Annotated in this window: 23 protein-coding genes; 11 read left to right on the forward strand and 12 right to left on the reverse strand. The window is 73.5% G+C overall.

Features of this window, described 5'->3' with window-relative positions:
• Positions 1 to 107 precede the first annotated feature (107 nt).
• From panB to ABZ898_RS10645, 3 genes are all read left to right on the forward strand, one after another.
• Positions 108 to 971: a 3-methyl-2-oxobutanoate hydroxymethyltransferase gene (gene panB, locus ABZ898_RS10635; RefSeq protein ID WP_361655439.1), complete on the forward strand. Its 864-nt coding sequence runs from the start codon at positions 108 to 110 to the stop codon at positions 969 to 971.
• 144 nt (positions 972 to 1,115) lie between these two features.
• The gene (locus ABZ898_RS10640) at positions 1,116 to 2,141 is read left to right on the forward strand and encodes an ATP-binding cassette domain-containing protein (protein ID WP_361655442.1); all 1,026 of its coding nucleotides are present in this window, start codon (positions 1,116 to 1,118) and stop codon (positions 2,139 to 2,141) included.
• On the forward strand, positions 2,138 to 2,965 hold the full coding sequence (locus ABZ898_RS10645) for an ABC transporter permease (RefSeq protein WP_361655444.1): 828 nt from the start codon (positions 2,138 to 2,140) through the stop codon (positions 2,963 to 2,965). Before ABZ898_RS10640 ends, ABZ898_RS10645 begins: the two co-directional genes overlap by 4 nt.
• A gap of 14 nt (positions 2,966 to 2,979) precedes the next feature.
• On the opposite strand, the gene ABZ898_RS10650 is transcribed toward ABZ898_RS10645, so the two are convergent.
• A complete protein-coding gene (locus ABZ898_RS10650; RefSeq protein WP_361655446.1) occupies positions 2,980 to 6,255 on the reverse strand; it encodes a BTAD domain-containing putative transcriptional regulator in 3,276 nt (1,091 codons plus the stop codon).
• Between the two features lie 152 nt (positions 6,256 to 6,407).
• On the opposite strand from ABZ898_RS10650, the gene ABZ898_RS10655 reads away from it, so the two are divergent.
• A complete protein-coding gene (locus tag ABZ898_RS10655; RefSeq protein WP_361655449.1) occupies positions 6,408 to 7,208 on the forward strand; it encodes a site-2 protease family protein in 801 nt (266 codons plus the stop codon).
• Here ABZ898_RS10655 and ABZ898_RS10660 read toward each other — a convergent pair.
• Positions 7,198 to 7,392 (reverse strand): hypothetical protein, encoded by a 195-nt coding sequence (locus ABZ898_RS10660; RefSeq protein ID WP_361655452.1) that lies wholly within the window; start codon positions 7,390 to 7,392, stop codon positions 7,198 to 7,200. The two genes, ABZ898_RS10655 and ABZ898_RS10660, sit on opposite strands and share 11 nt — an antisense overlap.
• A gap of 78 nt (positions 7,393 to 7,470) precedes the next feature.
• Positions 7,471 to 8,196, reverse strand: a complete 726-nt coding sequence (gene npdG, locus ABZ898_RS10665; RefSeq protein WP_361655455.1) for an NADPH-dependent F420 reductase — start codon at positions 8,194 to 8,196, stop codon at positions 7,471 to 7,473.
• A gap of 127 nt (positions 8,197 to 8,323) precedes the next feature.
• On the opposite strand from npdG, the gene ABZ898_RS10670 reads away from it, so the two are divergent.
• Positions 8,324 to 8,920 carry a hypothetical protein gene (locus ABZ898_RS10670; protein WP_361655458.1) on the forward strand — a complete coding sequence of 199 codons (597 nt, stop codon included), beginning with the start codon at positions 8,324 to 8,326 and terminating at the stop codon, positions 8,918 to 8,920.
• Between the two features lie 59 nt (positions 8,921 to 8,979).
• Here ABZ898_RS10670 and ABZ898_RS10675 read toward each other — a convergent pair whose 3' ends face one another.
• Positions 8,980 to 9,210 carry a hypothetical protein gene (locus ABZ898_RS10675; RefSeq protein WP_361655461.1) on the reverse strand — a complete coding sequence of 77 codons (231 nt, stop codon included), beginning with the start codon at positions 9,208 to 9,210 and terminating at the stop codon, positions 8,980 to 8,982.
• A 58-nt stretch (positions 9,211 to 9,268) separates the two neighbouring features.
• Between ABZ898_RS10675 and map the strand changes: the two genes are divergently transcribed.
• Positions 9,269 to 10,126, forward strand: coding sequence for a type I methionyl aminopeptidase (map, locus tag ABZ898_RS10680; RefSeq protein ID WP_361655464.1), 858 nt, complete (start codon positions 9,269 to 9,271; stop codon positions 10,124 to 10,126).
• A 3-nt stretch (positions 10,127 to 10,129) separates the two neighbouring features.
• Here map and ABZ898_RS10685 read toward each other — a convergent pair whose 3' ends face one another.
• The gene (locus ABZ898_RS10685; RefSeq protein ID WP_361655466.1) at positions 10,130 to 10,774 is read right to left on the reverse strand and encodes a PhzF family phenazine biosynthesis protein; all 645 of its coding nucleotides are present in this window, start codon (positions 10,772 to 10,774) and stop codon (positions 10,130 to 10,132) included.
• 213 nt (positions 10,775 to 10,987) lie between these two features.
• Between ABZ898_RS10685 and efeO the strand changes: the two genes are divergently transcribed.
• The 4 genes from efeO (at position 10,988) to ABZ898_RS10705 (ending at position 15,306) form a co-directional block, all read left to right on the forward strand.
• Positions 10,988 to 12,124, forward strand: a complete 1,137-nt coding sequence (efeO, locus tag ABZ898_RS10690) for an iron uptake system protein EfeO (RefSeq protein WP_361655469.1) — start codon at positions 10,988 to 10,990, stop codon at positions 12,122 to 12,124.
• Positions 12,125 to 12,142: 18 nt separating this feature from the next.
• Positions 12,143 to 13,393 (forward strand): iron uptake transporter deferrochelatase/peroxidase subunit, encoded by a 1,251-nt coding sequence (gene efeB, locus ABZ898_RS10695; RefSeq protein ID WP_361655472.1) that lies wholly within the window; start codon positions 12,143 to 12,145, stop codon positions 13,391 to 13,393.
• Positions 13,394 to 13,396: 3 nt separating this feature from the next.
• Complete coding sequence (gene efeU, locus ABZ898_RS10700; protein ID WP_361655475.1) at positions 13,397 to 14,239, forward strand: iron uptake transporter permease EfeU; 843 nt, start codon at positions 13,397 to 13,399, stop codon at positions 14,237 to 14,239.
• Positions 14,240 to 14,313: 74 nt separating this feature from the next.
• Positions 14,314 to 15,306 (forward strand): hypothetical protein, encoded by a 993-nt coding sequence (locus tag ABZ898_RS10705; protein ID WP_361655478.1) that lies wholly within the window; start codon positions 14,314 to 14,316, stop codon positions 15,304 to 15,306.
• A gap of 33 nt (positions 15,307 to 15,339) precedes the next feature.
• Here ABZ898_RS10705 and ABZ898_RS10710 read toward each other — a convergent pair whose 3' ends face one another.
• The 6 genes from ABZ898_RS10710 to ABZ898_RS10735 all read right to left on the reverse strand — a co-directional run bounded on the left by ABZ898_RS10710 (position 15,340) and on the right by ABZ898_RS10735 (position 21,458).
• On the reverse strand, positions 15,340 to 16,077 hold the full coding sequence (locus ABZ898_RS10710; RefSeq protein WP_361655481.1) for a bifunctional DNA primase/polymerase: 738 nt from the start codon (positions 16,075 to 16,077) through the stop codon (positions 15,340 to 15,342).
• Between the two features lie 206 nt (positions 16,078 to 16,283).
• Positions 16,284 to 17,276 (reverse strand): small ribosomal subunit Rsm22 family protein, encoded by a 993-nt coding sequence (locus ABZ898_RS10715; RefSeq protein ID WP_361655484.1) that lies wholly within the window; start codon positions 17,274 to 17,276, stop codon positions 16,284 to 16,286.
• A gap of 55 nt (positions 17,277 to 17,331) precedes the next feature.
• On the reverse strand, positions 17,332 to 18,507 hold the full coding sequence (locus ABZ898_RS10720) for a serine hydrolase domain-containing protein (protein WP_361655487.1): 1,176 nt from the start codon (positions 18,505 to 18,507) through the stop codon (positions 17,332 to 17,334).
• The gene (locus ABZ898_RS10725) at positions 18,459 to 19,745 is read right to left on the reverse strand and encodes a multidrug effflux MFS transporter (RefSeq protein ID WP_361655490.1); all 1,287 of its coding nucleotides are present in this window, start codon (positions 19,743 to 19,745) and stop codon (positions 18,459 to 18,461) included. The genes ABZ898_RS10720 and ABZ898_RS10725 overlap by 49 nt, the downstream gene beginning before the upstream one ends.
• Positions 19,746 to 19,847: 102 nt before the next feature.
• Positions 19,848 to 21,047 (reverse strand): serine hydrolase, encoded by a 1,200-nt coding sequence (locus ABZ898_RS10730; protein WP_361655493.1) that lies wholly within the window; start codon positions 21,045 to 21,047, stop codon positions 19,848 to 19,850.
• Between the two features lie 84 nt (positions 21,048 to 21,131).
• A complete protein-coding gene (locus ABZ898_RS10735) occupies positions 21,132 to 21,458 on the reverse strand; it encodes a nuclear transport factor 2 family protein (RefSeq protein WP_361655496.1) in 327 nt (108 codons plus the stop codon).
• 149 nt (positions 21,459 to 21,607) lie between these two features.
• Here ABZ898_RS10735 and ABZ898_RS10740 point away from each other — a divergent pair, with 149 nt between their 5' ends.
• Positions 21,608 to 22,153 carry a DoxX family protein gene (locus ABZ898_RS10740; RefSeq protein WP_361655499.1) on the forward strand — a complete coding sequence of 182 codons (546 nt, stop codon included), beginning with the start codon at positions 21,608 to 21,610 and terminating at the stop codon, positions 22,151 to 22,153.
• Between the two features lie 27 nt (positions 22,154 to 22,180).
• On the opposite strand, the gene ABZ898_RS10745 is transcribed toward ABZ898_RS10740, so the two are convergent.
• Positions 22,181 to 23,041 carry a hypothetical protein gene (locus ABZ898_RS10745; RefSeq protein ID WP_361655502.1) on the reverse strand — a complete coding sequence of 287 codons (861 nt, stop codon included), beginning with the start codon at positions 23,039 to 23,041 and terminating at the stop codon, positions 22,181 to 22,183.
• Positions 23,042 to 23,055 lie beyond the last annotated feature (14 nt).

Genomic DNA, 23,055 nt, shown 5'->3' on the forward strand with positions numbered 1-23,055 from the left:
CCCGAACCGGGGGTCCCCCCTGGCCACCCGCGGCACGAAGTGCCACCATGGAGACGATCCGGGGACGCCGAAAGGGCGCCTCGAGATGAACTGAAGGAGCCGTTGCCATGACGCAGCTCTCGGCTGCCCAGACGAAGCCCTCCGACGGCAAGACGCTGTACGGAGGAAAGGGCACCCGCCGCATCACGGTCCGCGACATCGCCCTCGCCAAGGAGCGGGGCGAGAAGTGGCCCATGCTCACCGCCTACGACGCGATGACCGCGTCCGTCTTCGACGAGTCCGGCATCCCCGTGCTCCTCGTGGGCGACTCGGCGGGCAACTGCCATCTCGGCTACGAGACCACCGTGCCCGTCACCCTCGACGAGATGACCATGCTCTCCGCCGCCGTGGTACGCGGCACCGGCCGCGCCCTCATCGTCGCCGACCTCCCCTTCGGCTCCTACCAGGAGGGTCCGGTGCAGGCGCTGCGCTCGGCGACCCGGCTGGTCAAGGACGCCGGCGTGGGCGCGGTGAAGCTGGAGGGCGGCGAGCGCTCGCACGAACAGATCAAGCTGCTGGTCGAGGCCGGCATCCCGGTGATGGCCCACATCGGCCTCACCCCGCAGTCCGTCAACGCCATGGGCTACCGCGTCCAGGGGCGCGGCGAGGAGGCGGCCGCGCAGCTGCTGCGCGACGCCAAGGCCGTGCAGGACGCGGGCGCGTTCGCCGTCGTGCTGGAGCTGGTCCCGGCCGAGCTGGCCGCCGAGGTGACCCGGGTGCTGCACATCCCGACCGTGGGCATCGGCGCCGGTCCCGACACCGACGCGCAGGTCCTCGTGTGGACCGACATGCTGGGCCTGACCACGGGCCGGGTGCCGAAGTTCGTCAAGAAGTACGCGGCGCTGCGCGAGGTCATGGGCGACGCGGCCAAGGAGTTCGCCGAGGAGGTCGTCGGCGGCGCCTTCCCGACGGAGGAGCACTCCGTCCACTAGCCACTGCGGCACCACCACGGGCAGCCCGCCGATCTTCCCCCTGTCGGCGGGCTGCCCCTTTTCCCGCAGGTGGCACCGGGGGTGCCGGGGTGCTGTCGGCCGGCTGTCGGTGCTTTGTCGGTGCCCCCTGGCATGCTCCTGGCCATGACGCGAATCGACGACAACCCCGGCGGCGGCCGTTCCGCCGTGTCCGTGCGGGGAATGGTCAAGCACTACGGCGAGACCAAGGCACTGGACGGGGTCGACCTTGAGGTCCGGGAGGGGACCGTGATGGGGGTGCTCGGCCCGAACGGCGCCGGGAAGACCACCCTCGTACGCATCCTGTCGACCCTGATCACCCCGGACGCCGGAGAGGCGCTCGTGGCCGGGTACGACGTGGTGCGCCAGCCCCGGCAGCTGCGCCGGGTGATCGGGCTGACCGGGCAGTACGCCTCGGTGGACGAGAAGCTGCCCGGCTGGGAGAACCTGTACATGATCGGGCGGCTGCTGGACCTGTCCCGCAAGGACGCCCGGCTGCGCGCCGACGAGCTGCTGGAGCGCTTCTCCCTCACCGAGGCGGCCAAGCGCCCCGCCTCCACCTACTCCGGCGGCATGCGGCGGCGCCTGGACCTGGCCGCCTCCATGATCGGCCGGCCGCAGGTGCTGTTCCTGGACGAGCCCACGACGGGCCTCGACCCCCGCACCCGCAACGAGGTCTGGGACGAGGTGAAGGCGATGGTCGGCGACGGCGTGACCGTGCTGCTCACCACCCAGTACATGGAGGAGGCCGAGCAGCTCGCCTCCGAGCTGACCGTGGTGGACCGGGGCAAGGTCATCGCGGGCGGCCGCATCGAGGAGCTGAAGGCGAAGGTCGGCGGCCGCACCCTGCGGGTGCGCCCGGTGGACCCGCTCCAGCTGGAGCCGCTCGCCGGCACGCTGGACGAGCTGGGCATCACCGGCCTGGCCACCACCACCGTGGACCACCAGACCGGCACCCTGCTGGTGCCGATCCTCAGCGACGAGCAGCTCACCGCGGTCGTCGGCGCGGTCACCGCGCGCGGCATCACCATCTCCTCCATCGTCACCGAACTTCCCAGCCTGGACGAGGTGTTCCTCTCGCTCACCGGCCACCGCGCCAGTGCCCCGCAGGACGCCGCGCCCGCCGAGACCCGCGAAGAGGTCGCCGTATGAGCGCCGCCACCACGACCGTCCCGCCCGTCCCGCTCGCGGCGGACTCCCGCATCACCCTGCGCGGGCACCTGCGGCACACCGGCGCCCTCGTCCGCCGCAACCTGCTGTGGATCAAGCAGGACCCGGAGTCGATGTTCGACGCGCTGCTGATGCCCGTCGTCTTCACCCTGCTGTTCGTGTTCGTCTTCGGCGGCTCCATCGGGCAGGCGCTCGGCGGCGGCCAGGACCAGTACGTGCAGTACGTCATCCCCGGCATGCTGGCGATGATGAGCATGACGATGTCGCAGGGCGTCGGCACCGGCTTCAGCCAGGACTTCAACAGCGGTGTCATGGACCGGTTCCGCTCGCTGCCGATCGGCCGCGGCTCGGTGCTCTTCGCCAAGCTGGCGGTGGAGCTGGGCCGGATGCTGTTCGCCACGACCGTGCTGATGATCGTCGCCGTGCTGGTCGGCTTCGACATCACCGACTGGCCGGGGCTGTTCGCCACCGTCGGCCTGGCCACGCTGTTCGCGTCCTCGATCATGTGGGTCTTCCTCACCCTGGGCGTGGTGATGAAGAGCGCGCAGTCCGTGCAGGCGATGGGCTTCCTGGTGCTGTTCCCGCTCCAGTTCGGCTCGTCCATCTTCGCGCCGACGAAGTCGATGCCCGGCTGGCTCCAGGCGTTCACCGACTACAACCCGCTGTCCACGCTCGCGGACGCCGCGCGCGGTCTGATGGTGGGCGGGCCGGTGGCCCACGACCTGTGGGTGACGGTCGCCTGGTCGGTGGGGATCACCGCGGTGATGGCGCCGGTCGCCATCCACAAGTTCCGCACCAAGACCTGAGGTCCGCCCGGATCTCACACCAGGGCGGTGGCCTCCCCGAGGGAGAGGCCACCGCCCTCGGCGTACGCGGCGCGGAACGCCGCCTCGTCCAGGACCTCCCGGATACGGGCCTCGGTGCGGTCGTACGCGATCTGCTCCACCCGCGAGCGCAGATGCCCCTCCGGCATCAGTGCCACCGCGGCGCCCAGGCAGCGGGCGGCGTCCGCGGCCCGGGCCCCGCCACCGGCGACGACGACGGCCAGCGCGGCGACGCCGAGACAGATGGCCGGCATCTGCGGGACGACGACGTCGCACAGCGGGTCGCCGGCCAGTTCCAGCGCGCGGCGGATCGAGTCCAGCGCGCGTTCCGGGTGCCCGTCCTCGGCGTCCAGCCACGCCTCCTGGGCGAGGATCATGGCGTCGAAGACGATGAACCGGGCGAGGACGAACTCCTCCCGCAGCAGCCGGAGCTGCCCCCGCGCCTCGGCGGGCCTGCCGGTGGCCAGGAGCCAGGAGGCCAGGTGCAGCCGGGCCACCGGCATCGCCTCGCTGTGCCTGCCGTCCAGTTCGTGGACGACCTCGCGCAGCAGCCGTTCGCCGCGCTCCTCGTCCCCGGCCTCCATCAGCACGTTGCCCAGCCGGGCACCGAGGACGGCCATCTGGGCGCGGGCGCCGAGGTGTTCGGCGTGCGCCATGGCGCCCTCGTAGTCGGCGGCGGCCTCGCGGTTCATGCCCTTGCGCTCCCGGGCCTCGCCGCGCGCGGACAGCGCCTCGGCCAGACCCCACTCGTCACCGAGGCGCCGGTATATCTCCAGCGCCTCGTCCGCGTCGCGGGCGGCGTCGCCCGCCCAGGTGGCACGGTTGGCGAGCAGGTTGGCGCGGACCTGGAGGGCGCCCGCCAGCTCCCATTCGTAGCCGGGGGTCTCCCGGCAGGTGCGCACGGTGGCGTCGGTGATCTCCGGCAGCCGTCCGACGCCGTTGACCAGCATCTCCGCGAACCACCACAGCATGCCGGGCGAGCGGCAGGTCTGCGGCAGGCCGGGGCGGTAGACCTCGGTGACGACGGTCAGCTTGCTCCGTGCCGCCGGGTTCTGCCAGGCCTCCATGTCGGTGTCCATGCAGGCGAGATGGGCGAGGTGCAGTCCGCGCCGGGCCTCGGCGAGGTCCTCTCCGGTGAGCGGGGGCGGGGTGTCGGTGCTGCGCGTCCACACCGGCTCGGCGCGCGCGGCCGGCTCGGCGAACGGGTCGGGGCCGAGCGCCATCACCTCCTCGCACCATGCCCGCACCTCCAGCCGCTGGTCGCGCATCTGCCAGTACCAGACCAGGGACAGCACCATGCACAGCCCCTCCTGCTCGTCGCGCAGGTCGACGGCGTGCCGCAGGGCGGTGCGCAGGTTCTCGTACTCCACCTGGATGCGGTCGATGGCCTCGCGCTGGCGGGGTCCGCGCAGCAACGCGTCGTTGGTGCGGGCGAGTTCGCGGTAGTAGGTGAGGTGGGCGCGTTCGGTGGCGGCGCGTTCGCCGCTCTCGTCCAGCCGCTCGGCGGCGTACTCGGCGACGGTCTCCAGCAGCCGGTAGCGCATCCCCGCACCGGGCGAAGGGGCGGCCACCACCAGGGACTTGTCGACCAGGGAACCGAGGGCGTCCAGCGCGACGGGGCCGCAGACCGCCTCGGCGGCGGCCAGGTCGCAGCCGCCCGCGAACACCGACAGCTTTCCCAGCACGTCGCGTTCGTCGGCGTCCAGCAGGTCCCAGGACCAGTCGACCACCGCGCGCAGGGTCTGCTGGCGGGGCAGCACGGTGCGGCTGCCGGAGGTGAGCAGGCGGAAGCGGTCGTCCAGCCGGTCCGCGATCTGGCGCGGGGTGAGCATGCGCAGGCGGGCGGCCGCCAGCTCGATCGCCAGGGGCAGACCGTCGAGGCGGTGGCAGATCTCGGCGCACGCCTCCGGGTCGTCCGCCACGGTGAAGCCGGGCCGGGCGGCCGCGCCGCGGTGGCCGAGCAGCCGCAGCGCGACCGGCCCGGGCAGCGGATCGACGGGCCGGAGCAACTCCCCCGGCACACCGAGGGGTTCGCGGCTGGTGGCGAGGACGGTGAGGCGCGGGCAGTCGGCCAGCAGGCGTTCGGCGAGGCGGGCGGCGGCGTCCACGACGTGCTCGCAGTTGTCCAGGATGATCAGCATCCGGCGCCGGCCGCAGTGCTCCACCAGCCGTTCGACGGGGTCGCCGAAGCGGTCGGACACGGCACGCACGCCCTCGACGCCCGCGCCGTGCAGCACGGTCTCGCGGGCGCCGATGGCGGTGAGCACGGCCTGCGGCACGGCGTCGGGGTCGTCCACCGGTGCGAGCTCGGCTAGCCACGCCCCGTCGGGGGCGGTGTCCCGGACCGTGTCGGCGGCCTCCACCGAGAGCCGGGTCTTGCCCGCTCCGCCGGGCCCGAGCAGGGTGACCAGCCGGGAGGCGGCGAGGTCGGCGCCGATGGCATCGATGTCGGACTCCCGGCCGACGAAGGAGGTCAGCCGGGCCGGCAGGTTGCCCGGGGCGGGCCGGGAGTCGGCGGGGGCGGGCGCCGCCGGGGCGGGGCCGGTGCCGGAGAGCAGTTCGGCGTGCAGGGCGCGCAGTGCGGTGCCGGGGTCGGAGCCCAGCCGGTCGGCGAGGAGCAGGCGCACCTCCTCGTAGGCGGCCAGGGCCTGGGCGGTGCGGCCGGTGTCGCGCAAGGCCCGCAGCCGCAGGACCTGCAGGGACTCGTCCAGGGGGTGCTCGTCGCACAGGGCGGCCAGCTCGGGCAGGGACGTCTCGGCCCGGCCGAGGGCGAGGGCGGCGGTGTGCCGGGCGCGCAGCGCGTCCAGGCGCCGGGTCTCCCAGCGGGCCGCGTCGGCGGTGCGGTCGGGCAGGTCGGCGAGGACGGGGCCGCGCCACAGGGCGAGGGCGTCGTCGAGGAGGACGGCGGCCTTGGCCGGGTCGGAGTCGGCGAGGGCGCGCAGTCCGTCGCCGGTGAGGCGGTCGAAGCGGGTGAGGTCCACGTCGTCCGGGGCGGCGGTGAGCCGGTACCCGCCGTCGGCGGAGGCGATCTCACCGGCGCCGAGGGCCCTGCGCAGCCGTCCGACGAGGGCCTGGAGGGCGCCGGGCGCGTCGGCGGGCGGTTCGTCGCCCCACACCTCGTCCACCAGCACCGCGGCCGGTACGGTCCGCCCCGCGCGCTGGGCGAGCACGGTCAGCAGCGCGCGCAGCCGCGCCCCGCCGACGGGGACGGCGGTGCCGTCCGGTCTGAGGGCCTGGGTGGTGCCGAGTAGCCGATAGCGCACGGGGTCCATTGTCCCTGGGGACGCACCCGCGGCGCCTCCGGGTTTCCGGCACCCGCGAACCCTGCGCGGCGGGCGGCCCGGAACCTCGCGGCGGGGCCGGGACGTTCCCCTTCCATCACGGGTACGGTCGACCCTCAGCACCCACCGTAGGCAGGAGCCCCATGACCACCGCCCTCTCGCGTACCGGCGACCGCCGGATCAGTCCCGTGTTCGCCGGAATCGTGGCCGTCGCGGCGGTGACCGGGTGGGCGACCTGGACCGGGTTCGCCGCCCAGCCGGGGCTCGCGGTGTTCCTGTTCGTGACGGCCGCGTGGATCGTCTCGCTGTGCCTGCACGAGTACGCGCACGCGCGCACCGCCCTGCACAGCGGGGACATCTCGATCGGGGCCAAGGGCTATCTGACGCTGAACCCGCTGAAGTACACGCACGCCCTGCTGAGCGTCGTGCTGCCGGTGCTGTTCGTGATCATGGGCGGGATCGGCCTGCCGGGCGGCGCGGTCTTCATCGAGCGGGGCCGGATCAGGGGCCGCTGGCGGCACAGCCTCATCTCGGCGGCCGGTCCGCTGACGAACGTGCTGTTCGCGGCGGTGTGCACGGCGCCGTTCTGGCTGCACGCGCTGGACGGGGTGCCGCGCGACTTCCGGTACGCGCTGGCCTTCCTCGCCCTGCTCCAGGTCACGGCGGCGATCCTGAACTTCCTGCCCGTGCCGGGTCTGGACGGCTACGGCGTGATCGAGCCCTGGCTGTCGAACGGGATCAAGCGGCAGGTGGAGCCGATCGCCCCGTTCGGCCTGCTGATCGTGTTCGCGCTGCTGTGGGTGCCCGCGGTCAACGAGGCGTTCTTCGACGTGATCTACACCCTGCTGAGCGCGCTGGGCGTGGACAGCTTCTTCTCGGACTGCGGTTACTTCCTGTACCGCTTCTGGTCCGAGACGCCGCAGGTGTGCTCCGTCATCCCGTGACGGAGCCGGAGCCGGAGCGGGCCGCGGCGCGGCTGCGCCGGATGTAGAAGAAGGCCATGTTGGAGGTCAGCCCGGCCAGCAGCACCCAGACGATCCCCAGCCAGCTCCCCTGGGCGAAGGACACGACGGCCGCCGCCACGGCGAGCACGCAGGCGGCGAGGGTGACGAGGGCGATGCGGGGCATGGGGTCGGCTCCTGTCGGGGGACACTGCTACGCCGACCAGTGTCCCCCATCCCGTCCGGCCGCCCGGTCCGGGTGCCGTCACACGTCGGTGACGCGGAGCCCGGCGTGCGCCTTGTAGCGGCGGTTGGTGGAGATCAGGTTGGCGACCAGCCCCTCCACCTGGTGGGCGTTGCGCAGCCGCCCGGCGAAGACGCCGCGCATGCCGGGGATGCGGCCGGCGAGGGCCTGCACGATGTCGGTGTCGGCCCGCTTGTCGCCGAGGACCATCACGTCCGTGTCGATCTCGTCGGTCTCCTGGTCCTCCAGGAGGACGGCGGACAGGTGGTGGAAGGCGGCGGTGACGCGGGAGTCCGGCAGCAGGGCGGCGGCCTGCTGGGCGGCGCTGCCCTCCTCGACGGTGAGCGCGTAGGCGCCCTGCTTGTCGAAGCCGAGCGGGTTGACGCAGTCGACGACGAGCTTGCCCGCGAGGTCCTCGCGCAGCGACTTCAGGGTGTCGGCGTGGCCGTCCCACGGCACGGCGACGATCACGATGTCGCTGCGCCGCGCGGTCTCGGCGTTGTCGGCGCCCTCGACCCCGTGGCCCAGCTCCCCGGCGGCGGCGTGCGCCCGCCCGGCCGACCGCGAGCCGACGATCACCTTCTGCCCGGCCTTGGCGAGCCGGTAGGCGAGGCCCTTGCCCTGCGGGCCGGTGCCGCCGATGACGCCGACGGTCAGCCCGGAGACGTCGGGCAGGTCCCAGGGGTCCTTGGCGGGGGCCTTCGCGGGGGCGGTACCGGAGTTCTGTGCGCTGTCGCTGGAGGTCATGGGCCGACTCTACGTCCGCGCGGGCGCCCGTACCCGGCGAGGTGGGCCGCGTCACGCGCCACCCGCGGGGGTGAACCACGAGTGAACTGCGGTGCGGGAGGGACGGGTTGCGGCAGGATGCGGCCGCATGGACGCCGTACGGGTCGCGCTGCTGCGTGAAGTGCTCGCCGGGACCGAGTGGTTGGGGGCGACGCGGAGGTTCGCCGGGGTGCTGCGCGGCTCGGTGACGGCGCACGGCGGCGGCCTGCTGCTGGCGGGCACCGAGGAGTACGAGCCCTGGCACCTGGCCGCGCATCTGGTGGACGAGGCGGCCTGGTCCGGCACCCCCGAGCTGGCCCCCACGCTGGTCAGGCACCATGTGCGCCCCGGTGACCCGGCGCATCTGGCGGTGGGCCCCGGCCGGATCGCGGAGGCCCGGCGCGGCGAGACCCTGCTGGTGGTGGCACCCCGGGAGCCGGCCGGCCTGCTGGAGCGGGTGCACACCGCGCGGCGGGCCGGGGTGACGGTGCTGGCGCTCGGGGCGGGCGGGTCCGAGCTGGCGGCGATGGCCCACGAGACGCTGGCGGTGCCCGAGGGCGCGGAGCTGGACCTGGACAGCGTGCAGCACCTGGTGAGCGCGGCGGCCGGCGAGGACGCGGGCCCGCCGAGGGCGCGCCGGGGGTTCCGGGACCGGCTGTCCCGGCTGGCGGAGACCCTGACGGCTCCCCCGGCTGCACCCTGGTGACGGACGGAGGCCGCCCCCGCCATGACGGGCGGGGGCGGCCTCCTGGCGATACGGCGGGGTCAGTCCTTGTCGGACTCGTCGGCCGGGGTGTCGTGCCAGCGCGGGTCGTTCTCCCAGTCGACGTTGCGCTCGCGGGCGGTCTCCATCGCGTGCCGCGCCTCGTCCGGGGAGGAGTAGGGGCCGAACCGGTCCTTGCCGGGACAGTCGGGGCCCTCCTCGACCTTCTTGTGCTCCAGGCAGTAGTACCACTCGCCCGGCTTGCCCTGGGTGCGCTTCTTGAACACGGACATCAACGGCTCCTCTCGCCACCCACATGTTCCCCCATGGCCGCTGGTTAGACTCGCTGGCATGTCTGGCCAGTCGCTGCTCGTACCAGGGGAGCTCTCCCCCACCCGCCCGGTGCCCGGGAACATCCGCCGCCCGGAGTACGTCGGAAAGCCCGCGCCCACGCCGTACACCGGTCCGGAGGTGCAGACGCCCGAGACGGTCGAGGCGATGCGGACCGCCGGCCGGATCGCCGCGCAGGCGATGGCGGAGGCGGCGAAGATCATCGCTCCCGGTGTCACCACGGACCAGTTGGACAAGGTCGCGCACGACTACATGTGCGACCACGGGGCCTACCCCTCCACGCTGGGCTACCGCGGCTTCCCGAAGTCGCTGTGCACCTCGGTGAACGAGGTCATCTGCCACGGCATCCCGGACTCGACCGTGCTCCGGGACGGCGACATCGTCAACCTGGACGTGACGGCGTACATCGGCGGGGTGCACGGCGACAACAACGCCACGTATCTCGTCGGCGAGGTGGACGAGGAGTCGCGGCTGCTGGTGGAGCGGACGCGGGAGGCGCTGAACCGGGCGATCAAGGCGGTCAGGCCCGGCCGCCAGATCAACATCATCGGCCGGGTGATCGAGTCCTACGCCAAGCGCTTCGGCTACGGCGTCGTGCGGGACTTCACCGGCCACGGCATCAACTCGTCGTTCCACTCCGGGCTGATCGTCCCGCACTACGACTCGCCGCACGCCACCACGGTCATCCAGCCCGGCATGACCTTCACCATCGAGCCGATGCTGACGCTGGGCACCCACGAGTACGACATGTGGGACGACGGCTGGACCGTGGTCACCAAGGACCGCAGGCGCACGGCCCAGTTCGAGCACACCCTCGTGGTGACGGACACCGGCGCGGACATTCTGACCCTTCCGTAGGGGTCAGCGCTCCAGGACGACCCGGCCGCCGACCTCCACCCAGCCGTGCGGCTGGGGGGCGGTGAGGATCTGGGAGCCGCGGCCCTGGGTGATGTTGAGGGCGCGGCCGAGCCGGTCGGTGAGCAGCAGCGCGGCCGCGCCCGTCGCCTCGTCCTCGTCGATGCCGTCGTCCCGGCCGGGGAAGGCGCGGGCGCGCACCCGTCCCGCCGCCTCGTCCTCCCAGGCCCACGCGTAGATCCACTCGCCGGGCGGCGGCACCTGGAGGGCGTCGACCTCGGCGGCGCTCGCGTACTGGCGCAGGGTGCGCGGCGGGGCCCACTCGGCGCGGGCCTCGATCCAGGTGAACTCGCCGTCCAGCCGGGTGCCCACCTCCCCGGCCGGGGTGACCAGTTCGGGCACGTCGAGCAGCCAGGCGGTGCCGACGCAGGGGTGGCCCGCGAAGGGCAGCCGTGAGGCGGGCGTGTAGATGTCGATCACTCCGCGCTCGGGGTCGTCCACGAACACGGTCTCGCTGAAGCCGAGTTTGGCGGCGAGCGCCTGCCGGTCGTCCCGCTCGGGCACGGTCGAGCCGTTGCGGACGACGCCCAGTTCGTTCCCGTATCCGCCCGCGGGGCCGCAGAAGACACGGAGTACGTCGTAGTCAGTCACCGGTGCATTGAAGCACCGAGGGCGCTTGGGCTGCTCTTTGCCGCCCCTTGAGATCCTTTTTGGGACGTCGACATCAAGTCGTGTCTGTGATCTTTTCGTGCCGTTCGAATCCGGTTTCAGGCGGAGACGTGACGACTAAGGCTCGGGTAAGTTAGGCAAGCCTCACCAAACCGTATGGGCGGATTCGTGCCGTCCTGACCGCATGGAGCCCGTATGCGAGCCGTCCGCCCGATCGCGATCGCCGCCACCGCGGCGGCAGCGCTGACCGCCCTGTCGGCCTGCACCGCCAAGAGCGACGCCAAGGACGGCGACGCCATCCAGGTCACCGCCGCCGACACCAAGTGCGACACCTCGGCCACGTCCGTGCCGGCCGGCCAGGTGACCCTGAAGATCGAGAACAAGGGCTCGCGCGCCACCGAGGTCGAGATCGTCTTCCCGGACGACCGGATCGTCTCCGAGAAGGAGAACATCGGGCCGGGCACCAAGTACACGCTGACCGCCGAGGTGAAGGCGGGCTCCTACGAGATCGCCTGCCGCCCGGGCATGAAGGGTCACGGCGTCCGGCAGAAGCTGGAGGTGACCGGCTCCGGCAGGTCCGCGAAGCGGAACCCGGCGCTGGACGGCGCGGTCGCCGCCTACCGCCAGTACGCCCAGGACCAGGCCGACGGGACGGTCCCGCTCGCCGAGACCTTCGCCAAGGCCGTCCAGGCCGGTGACCTCGACGCCGCGAAGAAGGCGTACGCGCCCTCCCGCCTCGGCTGGGAGCGCACCGAGCCGGTCGCCGAGTCCTTCGGCGACATCGACCCCCTGGTCGACACCCGCGCGGACGGCCTGGAGGACGGCCAGAAGTGGACCGGCTGGCACCGGCTGGAGAAGTCCCTCTGGCAGGACAAGAAGATCGGCGCCGAGGACAGGAAGCTGGCCGCGCAGCTCGTCACCGACCTCAAGGACTGGCAGCGCCGGGTCGGCAAGGCCGAGATCACCCCTACCTCCATGGCCAACGGCGCCAAGGAGCTGCTGGACGAGGTCGCCACCGGCAAGGTCACCGGCGAGGAGGACCGCTACTCGCACACCGACCTGGTCGACTTCAAGGCCAACGTCGAGGGCGCGCAGAAGGCGTACGAGCTGCTGAAGCCGGTCGCCGCCAAGAACGACTCCGCGCTCACCGGTGACCTGGACGAGCAGTTCGCGGCGCTGGACAAGCTGCTGGACAAGTACCGCCCCGCGAGGGACTCCTACGACTTCGTCTCCTACGACAAGGTCGGCGAGGACCAGCGCAAGGAACTGTCGGACGCGGTGAACGCCCTGGCCGAGCCGCTGTCCAAGCTCGCGGCCGCGGTCGTCAAGTAAGCACGGGAGTCACGGGCGATGACCGGGAACGAACGCGGACCCTCGCGGCGCGCACTGATCGGCTGGGGCGGCGCCGGGCTCGCGGTGGGCGCCGCCGCGGCGGGCGGCGGAGTGGCACTCTCCGACGGACGGCCGGACCCGGCCCCGGCCGGTTCGGGCGGCGGGGTGGAGTTCCACGGCGCCCACCAGGCGGGCATCGCCACCCCGGTGCAGGACCGGCTGCACTTCGCGGCGTTCGACGTGAAGACGGACGACCGCGCCGAGTTCGTCCGGCTGCTCAAGGACTGGACGGCGGCCGCCCGGCTGATGACCGCCGGGAAGCCGGTCGGCGAGGGCGCGTACGGCGGGCTCGCCGAGGCCCCGCCGGACGACACCGGCGAGGCGCTGGGCCTCAGCCCCTCCCGGCTGACCCTCACCATCGGCTTCGGGCCCTCGCTCTTCGAGCGGTTCGGCCTGTCCGGCCGGCGTCCGGACGCGCTCGCGGACCTGCCGAAGTTCCCCGGCGACAACCTGGACCGGTCGCGCACCGGGGGCGACCTGTGCGTGCAGGCGTGCGCGGACGACCCGCAGGTGGCGGTGCACGCCATCCGCAACCTGGCCCGCGTCGGCTTCGGCAAGGTCGCCGTGCGCTGGTCCCAGCTGGGCTTCGGGAAGACCTCCTCCACCACGCCGGACGCCCAGACCCCGCGCAACCTGATGGGCTTCAAGGACGGCACCCGCAACATCGCGGGCACCGAGACGGCCCGGCTGGACAAGCACGTCTGGGTGGGCGCCTCCGACGGGGACGCGAAGTCGGCCTGGATGACCGGGGGTTCCTACCTGGTGGCCCGGCGCATCCGGATGAACATCGAGACCTGGGACCGTACGTCGCTCCAGGAGCAGGAGGACGTGTTCGGCCGGGACAAGGGCGAGGGGGCGCCCGTGGGCAAGGCGAAGGAGCACGACGAGCCGTTCCTGAAGGCGATGAAGCCGGACGCCCATGTGCGCCTGGCCCACCCCGACTCCAACGGCGGGATCACCCTGCTGCGCCGGGGCTACTCCTTCACCGACGGCACGGACGGGCTCGGCCGCCTGGACGCGGGCCTGTTCTTCCTGGCCTACCAGCGCGACGTGCGCGAGGGGTTCATCCCGCTCCAGCGCAGGCTGTCGGCCGGCGACGCGCTCAACGAGTACATCCAGCACGTGGGTTCGGCGGTCTTCGCGGTCCCGCCCGGTGTCCGCGACTCCGCCGACTGGTGGGGCCGGGCCCTGTTCTCCGAGGAGGCGTAGTCCGTGTTCTCCAACTACCTGATCGGCCTGCGCGAGGGTCTGGAGGCGTCGCTCGTCGTCTGCATCCTGATCGCGTACCTGGTCAAGACCGGCCGTCGGGACGCGCTGCGGCCCATCTGGGCGGGCATCGCCGTCGCGGTCGCGCTCGCCCTGGGCTTCGGCTGCGCGCTGGAGTTCGGCTCGCAGGAGCTGACGTTCCAGGCGCAGGAGGCGCTGGGCGGCTCGCTGTCCATCGTCGCGGTCTGCCTGGTGACGTGGATGGTGTTCTGGATGCGGCGCACCGCCCGGCACCTGAGGTCGGAGCTGCACGGCCGTCTCGACGCGGCCCTCGCCATGGGGACGGGCGCGCTGGTCGCCACCGCGTTCCTGGCCGTGGGCCGGGAGGGCCTGGAGACCGCGCTGTTCGTGTGGGCCTCGGTGCACGCGGCGAGCGACGGCACCCCGCGCCCGCTGATCGGCGTCGCCCTCGGTCTCGCCACGGCCGTGCTGCTGGGCTGGCTGTTCTACCGGGGCGCGCTGCGGATCAACCTGGCGAAGTTCTTCACCTGGACCGGCGGGATGCTGGTCGTGGTCGCGGCGGGCGTGCTGGCGTACGGCTTCCACGACCTCCAGGAGGCGGGCTGGGTGCCGGGCCTGACGAACGTGCCGTTCGACATCTCCGGCGCGATCCCGCCGGACAGCTGGTACGGGACCCTGCTCAAGGGCGTGTTCAACTTCCAGCCGGACCCGACGGCCGTGCAGATCACGGTCTGGCTGCTGTACCTGGTGCCGGTGCTCACCCTGTTCCTGCTCCCCTCCCGTGGCCCCGCGCGGAACGCGGGGGCGGTGGCGGACGCGGCGAAGTGAGCGCCTCGGCGGGTCCGGCCCGCTCCCCGTCCCGGTAGGGTTCGCCTCCGGGAAGGGGAGGGTGAACGCGCCTCATGAGCAGGGATCGCAGCGGCCGCGCGCTTCGCGGCCGGAACCGCAGGGCACTCATAGCGGCCTCGCTGGCCGCCTGGACGCTGACGACGAGCGGATGTGTCGTGGTGCACGGCGAGCGCGAGGTGCTGCCCGCCGCCACCCGCGCCGAGGCCGCCCGCGCCCTGACGCGGTTCACCGACGCGTACAACAAGGCCGACCGGGCCTACGACAGTTCCCTGGACGCCGGGCACGTCACCGGCGCGTTCGGCGCGATCGACTCCGCCCGGCTGCGGGCGGGCCGCGCCAACAACCCCGGCGGCAACCCCGCGCACACCCCGCTGACGCTGACTGACGCGCGGTTCACCATCCCCGCCAAGGCGGGCTGGCCCCGCTGGTTCGTCGCGGACGCCAAGGGCAGCAAGGGTGGCGGCGCCCGCTGGCTGATGGTCTTCCTCCGCGACGGCGCCGGCGAGCCGTGGCGGGCGTCGTACGTGACGCTGGTCAAGCCCGCCGACCTGCCAAAGTTCCGGCTCGACGAGCACGGCCGGGCCGAGACCGTGCCCGCCGCCTCCACCGGTGAGGCGCTCCCGCCGGGCGAGCTGAGCGAGCGGTACGCGGACTATCTGCGCGGCGGGGGCAAGACGTTCGCCGACGGCCCGAGCACCAGCGGCTGGCGCACGGTCCGCGCGGAGCAGGCGCGCAAGCCGGGGCTGGTGCGGCAGTACGTCGACCAGCCGCTGACCCGGGGCGACTTCGCGCCGCTCGCGCTGCGCACGGCGGACGGCGGGGCGCTGGTGTTCTTCGCCTCGCACCACTTCGAGAAGCGGACGGCCGCCGCCGGGACGTCGGTGACGGTGCCCAACCGGGACGTGCAGGCCCTGACCAAGGGCGAGGTGAAGCAGTCGCTGACGCTGGAGTTCGTCTCCAACCAGGTCGCGCTCGACCCGCCGGGCGCGGGGCCGGTGTCGGTGCTGGGGCGGGTGCAGGGGCTTACCGCCGCGCGGGGCGAGTAGGGCGGCGGCCGGTCCTGGCTCCCCCGGCGGGGGTCAGCGACGCGAGGGCCAGGCCGCGTGGTGGTCGGTCTCGGTGGCCGCGTGGCGGGCGCCCGCGTCGGTCAGGGCTTCCAGCAGAGTCAGGGGTTCGGGGAGCGGATGCTCGGGGCCGCGGACCCAGCGCACTCCGCGGCCGGTGTCGCCGGGGAGGCGGGCGGGGGGCACGAGGACGTAGGAGCCCCGGCAGTGCCAGCGCAGGCCCGGGTGCTCGTCCATGGTCTCGGGGTGGCAGTCCAGTTCGCAGGGCCACCACTCGTCCTCGTCCTCGGGGGTGCCCCGGGTGAGGGTGAAGAAGAGCATCCGGCCGTCGTCGCTCTCGGCGACCGGGCCGACCTCGACGCCCTCGCCGAGGAGCCGGTCGAGGGCGGCGCGTCCGGCTTCCAGGGGGACGTCGAGGACGTCGTGGGTCATGCCGGTGGCGGTGATGAAGTTGGCCTGCGGCTGGTTGCGGGCCCACCGCTCGATCTGGGCGCGGTCGGTGGTCGACTGGGTCTGCCAGGCGAAGGACACCGGGTGCCGGGCCGGGGTGGGGCAGCCGACGCGGTCGCAGGAACAGCCGTAGCCGGGGGCGGGGTACGCGGCGGGCGCGAGCGGCAGCCCGGCCGCGGCGGTGGCGAGCAGCAGCGACTCACGGCCGCCGTCGTCGGCGCTCTCCTCCTCGGGGCGGCGTCCGCGCAGCCACTGGGAGATCCTGCCCTGCCGGCCGGACCGGCCGCCGAACGTCGCGCTCATCTGTCCCCTCGCCTCGCTGTGGTGCGGACAGCATGCCTCATCGTCCCACCTTCCTGCGCTCCGGGGAGCCTGAGCACGGATACGAAGGAAGCCGACGAGACGCACCTCACAATGGTGGGTTATGCGCGAATTTCCCTTTTCTTTGCCAGGAGGGGGGCCTGGTGCGGTCCGGGGAGTCCGGGGCGTGCGAGGTGTTCTGGAGCGGCCTACGCGTCCCCGGCCGGCGGCCAGGCGTCGCCCCACTCGGCGTCACGGGCCGCCTTGTACAGATCGCCGTGCCGCTTGGTGACGGTCGTCCGGCTCAGCCGCTCGTCGGCCTCGCAGAGGTCCAGCAGCACCTGCCCCTTGCGGATCTGCGGGCGCCGGACCACGCGGGCCGGCGCCGGGTCGGCGGGCAGGCGGGTGGCGGCGACATAGCTGAACTTCTCGTCCTCGTACGCCAGGGAGCCGCCCTTGACCTGCCGGTGCAGCGAGGACCGGCTGACCCGCGCGGCGAAGTGGCACCAGTCGGTGCCGGGGACGATCGGGCACGGCGCGCTGTGCGGGCAGGGCGCGGCGACGCGGAACCCGGCCTCGATCAGCCGGCCGCGGGCCTCGATGATCCGCTCGTACCCCGCCGGGGTGCCCGCCTCCACGATGACGACGGACCGCGCGGCGGCGGCAGCGGCGTCGACGAGGGCACTCCGGTCGGGTCCGGACAGTTCGTTGAGGACGTAGGAGACGGTGACCAGGTCCGTGGCCGGCACCTCCAGCGCGGACCCGATCCGGGCGCGCCGCCACTCGGCGCCGCGCAGCGCGGGGTGCGCCCCGGCGATCTCCCGGCCGAGCGCGAGCGCGGGCTCGGCCCAGTCGAGCACGGTGACCGGCCGCTCCCCGTCCCAGGTGGCGGCCACGGCCCAGGTCGCGGCGCCGGTGCCGCCCCCGATGTCCACATGGCTGCCGGGCACCCACCCGGGCACCGCGTCGGCGAACGCCTCCAGCGCGGAGCGCACCGCCTCGAACGTCGCGGGCATGCGGTACGCGGCGTAGGCCGCCACATCGGCCCGGTCCCGCAGGATCGGCGCGTTCGTCGGGGTGTCCCCCCGGTAGTTGGCGATGAGCCGCTCGACGGCGGACGCCGCCTGCCGGGGCGGCAGCCCGTCCAGCACCCCGGCGAGGGTGGAGCGGAGGGTATCGGCGGTGGAGGCGGGGGCGTTCACCGCTCGATTCTCTCAGGTGCTCCGGCCTGCCGGGGCGGGGCCGGCGGGGCCGGGCTCAGGCGCCGCGCACGGCTCTGGCCAGGCGGGTCGCCAGTGCGGCTCGCGGGTTGCTGTCGGCGGGCCGCCGTACCGGGTGGACCGTGTTGGCCAGCAGGACGAGGAACGTGTCCGACGCCGGGTCCAGGACCAGGGAGGTGCCGGTGAACCCGGTGTGGCCCGCGGCGCCCCGGCCGCCGAGCTCGCCCATGAACCAGGGCTGGTCGAGGGCGAAGCCGAGCCCCGGCGGGGTGAGGAGGAGTTCGACGAAGTCCGGGCCGAGGATGCGGGCGGGTCCGTACGCGCCGCCCGCGAGGAGTGCGCGGCAGAAGACGGCGAGGTCGGGGCCGGTGGAGAACAGGCCCGCGTGGCCCGCGACCCCGCCCAGCGCCCAGGCGTTCTCGTCGTGGACCACGCCGCGCAGCATCCCCCGGTCCGCCTTCGCCCAGGGCCGCCGCTGGTACTCCGTGGCCGCCGCGTCGGGGCGCGGCCCGTAGGAGGTCGCCGTCATGCCCAGCGGGCGAGTGATGCCGTCGGCGATCAGCAGGTCCAGCGGGCGACCGGTGATCCGCTCCAGCACGCCCTGCAGGAGGAGCATGTTCAGGTCGGAGTACCGGTACTCCCCCACCGGGCCGGTGGGCGGTTCGGCGCGCAGCCGGGCGAGGCGGGCGGTGAGGTCGGGGCAGTCGTAGAGCGGGAGTTCGGGGGCGAGCCCGGAGGTGTGGGTGAGCAACTGCCGTACGGTGAGGCCGTGTTCGGCGGCCCCGGTGAACTCCGGCAGATACGCGCCCACGCGGGCGTCGATCCCCAGGGTGCCGCGCTCGATCTGCTGGAGCGCCGCGACGGACGTGAACAGCTTGGTGAGCGAGGCCAGGTCGAAGGGGGTGTCCAGGGTGACGGGCACCCGCTCGGCGGGCGGCAGTTCGACGCCGGTGCCGGTGTCGGGGTCCCAGGAGGCGTAGCGCACCGCCCAGCCCGACGCCTCGGCGACGGCGATCACGGGGCCGCGCCCGGCGACGGCGACGGCCCCGGCCGCCCAGGGACGCGTCCCGGCGGTGAGGGCGTGCAGGTCGTCGGTGAGGCGGGCGATCCCGGCGGGGTCGAGCCCGGCCCGTTCGGGGGTGGCGACGCGGAGTCTCGGTGCGCTCAGTGGTCCGCTCCCTCCGGGCACGCGCCCGCCTTCCAGGGACGGCACAGTCCCATGAAGCAGGCGCCCGCCACCAGCGCGGCGGCCAGTTGGACGACGGCCATCGGGACGGCGGTGCGCTCCCCGGCGATGCCGACCAGCGGCGAGGCGACCGCGCCGACGAGGAAGGAGGTCGTGCCGAGCAGCGCGGAGGCGGAGCCGGCCGCGTGGCGGGTGCGCAGCAGGGCGAGGGCCTGGGTGTTGGGCAGGGTGAAGCCCATCGCCGACATCAGCACGAACAGCGCGGCGGCCACGGGCGCGAGCCCGGCCTCGCCGAACACCCCGGTGGCCATGAGCAGCAGGGCGCTCGCGGCGAGCACGATCACCGCGAGGCCCGAGGCGAGCACCCGGTCCAGCCGGACCCGGCCGACCAGCAGCTTGCCGTTGATCTGCCCGGCGGCGACCAGGCCGACCGAGTTGAGCCCGAACAGCAGGCTGAAGGTCTGCGGGGAGGCGCCGTAGACCTCCTGGACGACGAACGGGGACGCCGAGACGTACGCGAACAGCGCGGCGAAGGCGAAGCCGCCCGCGAGGAGGTAGCCGGTGAAGGGCAGGTCGGCCAGGAGTCCGCGCATGGTGCGCAGGGACTCCTTCACCCCGCCCCGGTGCCGTTCGGCGGGCGGCAGCGTCTCCGGCAGCCGCAGCCAGACCAGCGCGGTCAGCACGGCCCCGATGCCGGTGAGGACGACGAAGACGCCCCGCCAGTCGGTCACCCGGAGGATCTGCCCGCCGATCAGCGGGGCGACGATCGGGGCGACCCCGGATATCAGCATCAGGGTGGAGAAGAAGCGGGCCATGGCGACGCCGTCGTACAGGTCGCGTACGACGGCCCGCGCGATGACGATCCCGGCCGCGCCCGCGAGCCCCTGGGCCACCCGGAAGGCGACCAGCGTCCCGACGGTGGGCGCCAGCGCGCACAGGGCGGTCGCGACGAGGTAGACGGCGAGCCCGGTCAGCAGCGGGCGCCGCCGCCCCCACCGGTCGCTCATCGGCCCGACGACGAGCTGCCCGACCGCCATCCCAGCGAGGCAGGCGGTGAGGGTCAGCTGCACGGTCGCGGCGGGCGCGTGCAGGGTGCGGGTGACCTCCGGCAGCGAGGGCAGGTACATGTCCATCGCCAGCGGGGTGGTGGCGGTCAGCGCGCCGAGCAGGAAGGTGACGAGCACCCCGCGCGGCCTGTCCCTGGCCGTGACCGTCTCCGGGACGGCATCCACCCCCGATGCCGCCACCGTGTCCCGCTCACCCATACAGCCCCTCCCGGCCGACGCCCCGTACGACGGGTCCCATGGTCTCAGCTCGCGCGGGATGCGGAGGACATGTGTGCGAGGAGAGCGGAACCGGTGCCGCCGTCAGCGGCGGTGGCGGCCGCCCGGCTGGGGCGCCTCCTCGGCCGGACCGGCCGCCGTACGGGTCCGGCGGCGGCGCAGCAGGGCCCAGGCGCCGGCCCCGAGGAGGGCGGCGGTGCCCGCGCCGCCCTCGGCGAGGCGGAAGGCGGAGGGGCCGGGCGGGGTGGTCGCCGCGTGCGCGGCGCCGCCCTCGGGGACCGGGCTGACGGTGGGGCGGCTGCCGCCCGTGCCGCCGGGTTCGACGAGCATGCCGACCGGCTGGGCGGCGCGGCCGCGGCCGAAGCCCCAGTCGAGGAGGGCGGCGGTCTGCTCGTAGACGGCGTTGCTGCCCTCGGCGGGGTGCAGGACGCTGACCAGCAGGGTGCGGCCGTCGCGGGTGGCGGCACCGGTGAAGGTGTTGCCCGCGTGGCTGGTGTAGCCGTTCTTGACGCCGATCAGCCCCTCGTAGGGGTGAAGCCCCCAGGCGCCGGTGAGCAGGCGGTCGGTGTTCTGGATCTGGAAGGTCTTCTTGCCGCCGGCCGGGAAGTCGGCGGTCCGCGTGCCGCAGTACCGCCGGAACTCGGGGTTCTGAAGCCCGGCGCGGGCGAACAGCGTCAGGTCGTACGCCGAGGAGATCTGGCCCTGGTGGTCGAAGCCGTCGGGGCTGACCACATGGGTGTCCAGGGCGTGCAGGTGCTCCGCCCTGGCCTGCATCTCGGCGACCGTGCGGGCGACCCCGCCGTTCATGTGGGCGAGCACGTGCACGGCGTCGTTGCCGCTGCGCAGGAACACGCCCTGCCAGAGCTGCTCGACGGTGTACGTGGTGCCGGGCTGGATGCCGACGAGGCTGGAGCCGGACGGGATGTCGGCGAGGTCGGCGGCGGTGACCCGGTGCCGCTGACCGCGCTCGAACCTGGGCAGGACGGTGTCCGCGAACAGCATCTTCAGCGTCGACGCGGGCGCGAGCCGCCGGTGGGCGTTGTGGGAGGCCAGCACCTCACCGGTGTCCCGGTCGGCGACGAGCCACGCCTGGGCGGTGAGCCTGGGCAGTCCGGCCGCGCGCACCTGGACGCCGCCGCGCGCCAGCCGTTCACCGCCGACGACGGCCGTGCCCGCGGATCTCGCCCCGGCGGCGGAGGCGGGAGAGGCGGTGGCCGTCAGGGGGACGGCGGCCGCCGCGAGTCCGAGCAGGGCACGTCGGCTGAGCGGGGAACATTCACGCACCCGGGGACCGTACACCGGCCCCGAGGGGGCATTGCCGGACGGGGGTGGTTCCCCGGCCAGGACTTTGCCCGCCCGTGAACCGCCTCAGGCCTGCCCGGTCTCGAAGCGGGAGATCCGGCCGTCCTCGGCGACGGTGAACGTCCACCGGGTGCGCATCTCGCCCCAGGTGTCGTTGCGGTACCGGGCGACCAGCGCCCGTCCGCCCCGGGACTCGTTGTCGACCTCCAGGTGGCCGTGGGTGGAGAAGATCTCCTGGTCGATCCAGACGGCGAGATCGCGGTCGGCGCCGTCGTCGGCCATGGTGGCGCCGGGCGCGAGGAGGGACATGAAGCCCTCGCGGTCATGGGAGTTGACGGCGTGCACGAAGGCCCGGACGGCCGGGTCGCGCAGCTTGGCGGTCTGAATCGTCATGGTGTCAGGCTCACACCGCTCCCCGCGGCCTGCCACCGGACGTCCGCCGCCCGCGCCACCCGGACGCCCGGTCCGGGAGGCCGGACGGGGTACCCGGTGCGACGGTGGAACGAGGGAAGGTCACCCGTCCGCGCCCCCAGGGAGTCACCATGACCTGTTACGACCGACGCGATGTGGGCCTGCTCCTGCTCCGGCTGAGCACCGGCGGGGTCCTGGCCGCGCACGGCGCGCAGAAGCTGTTCGGCTGGTTCGGCGGCCACGGCCTGGAGGGCACCGGGCAGTTCATGGAGTCCGTGGGCTTCACGCCGGGCAAGGCGAGCGCGACGGCGGCGGGCGCGGCGGAGGCGGGCGGCGGGGTGCTGCTGGCGCTCGGCCTGGCGACCCCCGCGGCGGGCGCGGCGGCGGCCGGCGCGATGGCCGGGGCGGCGGCCCTGCACGTCCCCAACGGCTTCTTCGCCCAGGAGGGCGGCTACGAGTACGCGGCCAGCCTCGGCCTGGCCGCGGCGGGCCTCGCCGTCACCGGCCCCGGCCGCCTCTCCCTGGACCACCTCCTCGGCCACGTCTTCGACCGCAACTGGATGGTCCCGGCAGCCCTCGGCGTCACGGCGGCCGCCACAGCCGCGATCATCGGCGCCCGCAGCCGCCGCCTGCGCCGGACGGTGGTGGGTGAGCAGGAGGTGCTGTTCGAGGAGTAGGAGCACCATCCGAGGTGATCCGCGAGGTCAGGACCGAGGGCTCTCCGCTGTGACGGTCTTTCCGTCCGAGGCGTGACTCTCGGCGGATTCGGCCACGAAGGTCTCGCGCGCCTCCTCGGCCTCCACCACCACGACTCGGTGGGTCGGCCTCGCCAGTTCCGACTCGGAGAGGTGCTTCTTCAGCCGCTTGGCCATGGGCCGGTAGGTCGCATAGGTGAGCCCGCCGGAGACCGCGGCCCCGACGACGGGGATGGCCTTCGAGACACTTTTAGCGAAGGTCTGCTTCGTCATCTGGACACCGATGTAGGCGGCGACCTTCTTCACGACCGGGTAGACGACACCCTGGGTGAGTGCCTTCTGGGGCAGCTTCTTGGCCACCTGCTCCGCCATCATTCCGGCGACCTTGCCCACAGCGGCGTTCGCCGACTGGGTACCGAACATCACGCCGAAGAACAGCGTGAGCACCCCCATGGTCGCGTCGTCGACGTCATCGCCACGGTCGGAGAACAGATCGGGCCAGCTGTAGAGGTAGGCGAGCTTCTGCGCGATACGGAGCATGTGGCCGAAGTACTGCGCCATGTCCGCGGGCACGGTGGCGGGGAGGGCGAAGAAGCCGGGCAGACCGGCCGCGGCGGAGAGAGCGCTGGCCTTGGCGGTCTCGTAACGGATGGAGTCGTCGGCCGCCTTGTCCAGAACGTCCGTGCTGATGCCTGCCACCGCGGGGGTCTCTTCGATCGCCCTGCGAATCTCGTCCTCGGAGCAATAGCGTGCCAGCGCCTTGCGGAGGTAAGCCTCCCTGTGGATACGCACGCCCGGCAGCCGGGCCGCGCCCACCAGCACCGCGGAGAAGCGCGATTCGGGGTTCTCGCCCGCCTCACCTTGATTCATGGCAGGAACCTACA

Origin of the sequence: Streptomyces sp. NPDC046860 (assembly GCF_040645115.1) — a bacterium.
Taxonomy (GTDB): Bacteria; Actinomycetota; Actinomycetes; order Streptomycetales; family Streptomycetaceae; genus Streptomyces.

Excerpts from the sequence above, each read along its gene's own strand:
- panB (WP_361655439.1), top strand. The coding sequence starts at position 108 with ATGACGCAGCTCTCGGCTGCCCAGACGAAGCCCTCCGACGGCAAGACG.
- ABZ898_RS10640 (WP_361655442.1), top strand. The coding sequence starts at position 1,116 with ATGACGCGAATCGACGACAACCCCGGCGGCGGCCGTTCCGCCGTGTCC.
- ABZ898_RS10645 (WP_361655444.1), top strand. The coding sequence starts at position 2,138 with ATGAGCGCCGCCACCACGACCGTCCCGCCCGTCCCGCTCGCGGCGGAC.
- ABZ898_RS10650 (WP_361655446.1), bottom strand. The coding sequence starts at position 6,255 with ATGGACCCCGTGCGCTATCGGCTACTCGGCACCACCCAGGCCCTCAGA.
- ABZ898_RS10655 (WP_361655449.1), top strand. The coding sequence starts at position 6,408 with ATGACCACCGCCCTCTCGCGTACCGGCGACCGCCGGATCAGTCCCGTG.
- ABZ898_RS10660 (WP_361655452.1), bottom strand. The coding sequence starts at position 7,392 with ATGCCCCGCATCGCCCTCGTCACCCTCGCCGCCTGCGTGCTCGCCGTG.
- npdG (WP_361655455.1), bottom strand. The coding sequence starts at position 8,196 with ATGACCTCCAGCGACAGCGCACAGAACTCCGGTACCGCCCCCGCGAAG.
- ABZ898_RS10670 (WP_361655458.1), top strand. The coding sequence starts at position 8,324 with ATGGACGCCGTACGGGTCGCGCTGCTGCGTGAAGTGCTCGCCGGGACC.
- ABZ898_RS10675 (WP_361655461.1), bottom strand. The coding sequence starts at position 9,210 with ATGTCCGTGTTCAAGAAGCGCACCCAGGGCAAGCCGGGCGAGTGGTAC.
- map (WP_361655464.1), top strand. The coding sequence starts at position 9,269 with ATGTCTGGCCAGTCGCTGCTCGTACCAGGGGAGCTCTCCCCCACCCGC.
- efeO (WP_361655469.1), top strand. The coding sequence starts at position 10,988 with ATGCGAGCCGTCCGCCCGATCGCGATCGCCGCCACCGCGGCGGCAGCG.
- efeB (WP_361655472.1), top strand. The coding sequence starts at position 12,143 with ATGACCGGGAACGAACGCGGACCCTCGCGGCGCGCACTGATCGGCTGG.
- ABZ898_RS10705 (WP_361655478.1), top strand. The coding sequence starts at position 14,314 with ATGAGCAGGGATCGCAGCGGCCGCGCGCTTCGCGGCCGGAACCGCAGG.
- ABZ898_RS10710 (WP_361655481.1), bottom strand. The coding sequence starts at position 16,077 with ATGAGCGCGACGTTCGGCGGCCGGTCCGGCCGGCAGGGCAGGATCTCC.
- ABZ898_RS10725 (WP_361655490.1), bottom strand. The coding sequence starts at position 19,745 with ATGGGTGAGCGGGACACGGTGGCGGCATCGGGGGTGGATGCCGTCCCG.
- ABZ898_RS10735 (WP_361655496.1), bottom strand. The coding sequence starts at position 21,458 with ATGACGATTCAGACCGCCAAGCTGCGCGACCCGGCCGTCCGGGCCTTC.
- ABZ898_RS10740 (WP_361655499.1), top strand. The coding sequence starts at position 21,608 with ATGACCTGTTACGACCGACGCGATGTGGGCCTGCTCCTGCTCCGGCTG.
- ABZ898_RS10745 (WP_361655502.1), bottom strand. The coding sequence starts at position 23,041 with ATGAATCAAGGTGAGGCGGGCGAGAACCCCGAATCGCGCTTCTCCGCG.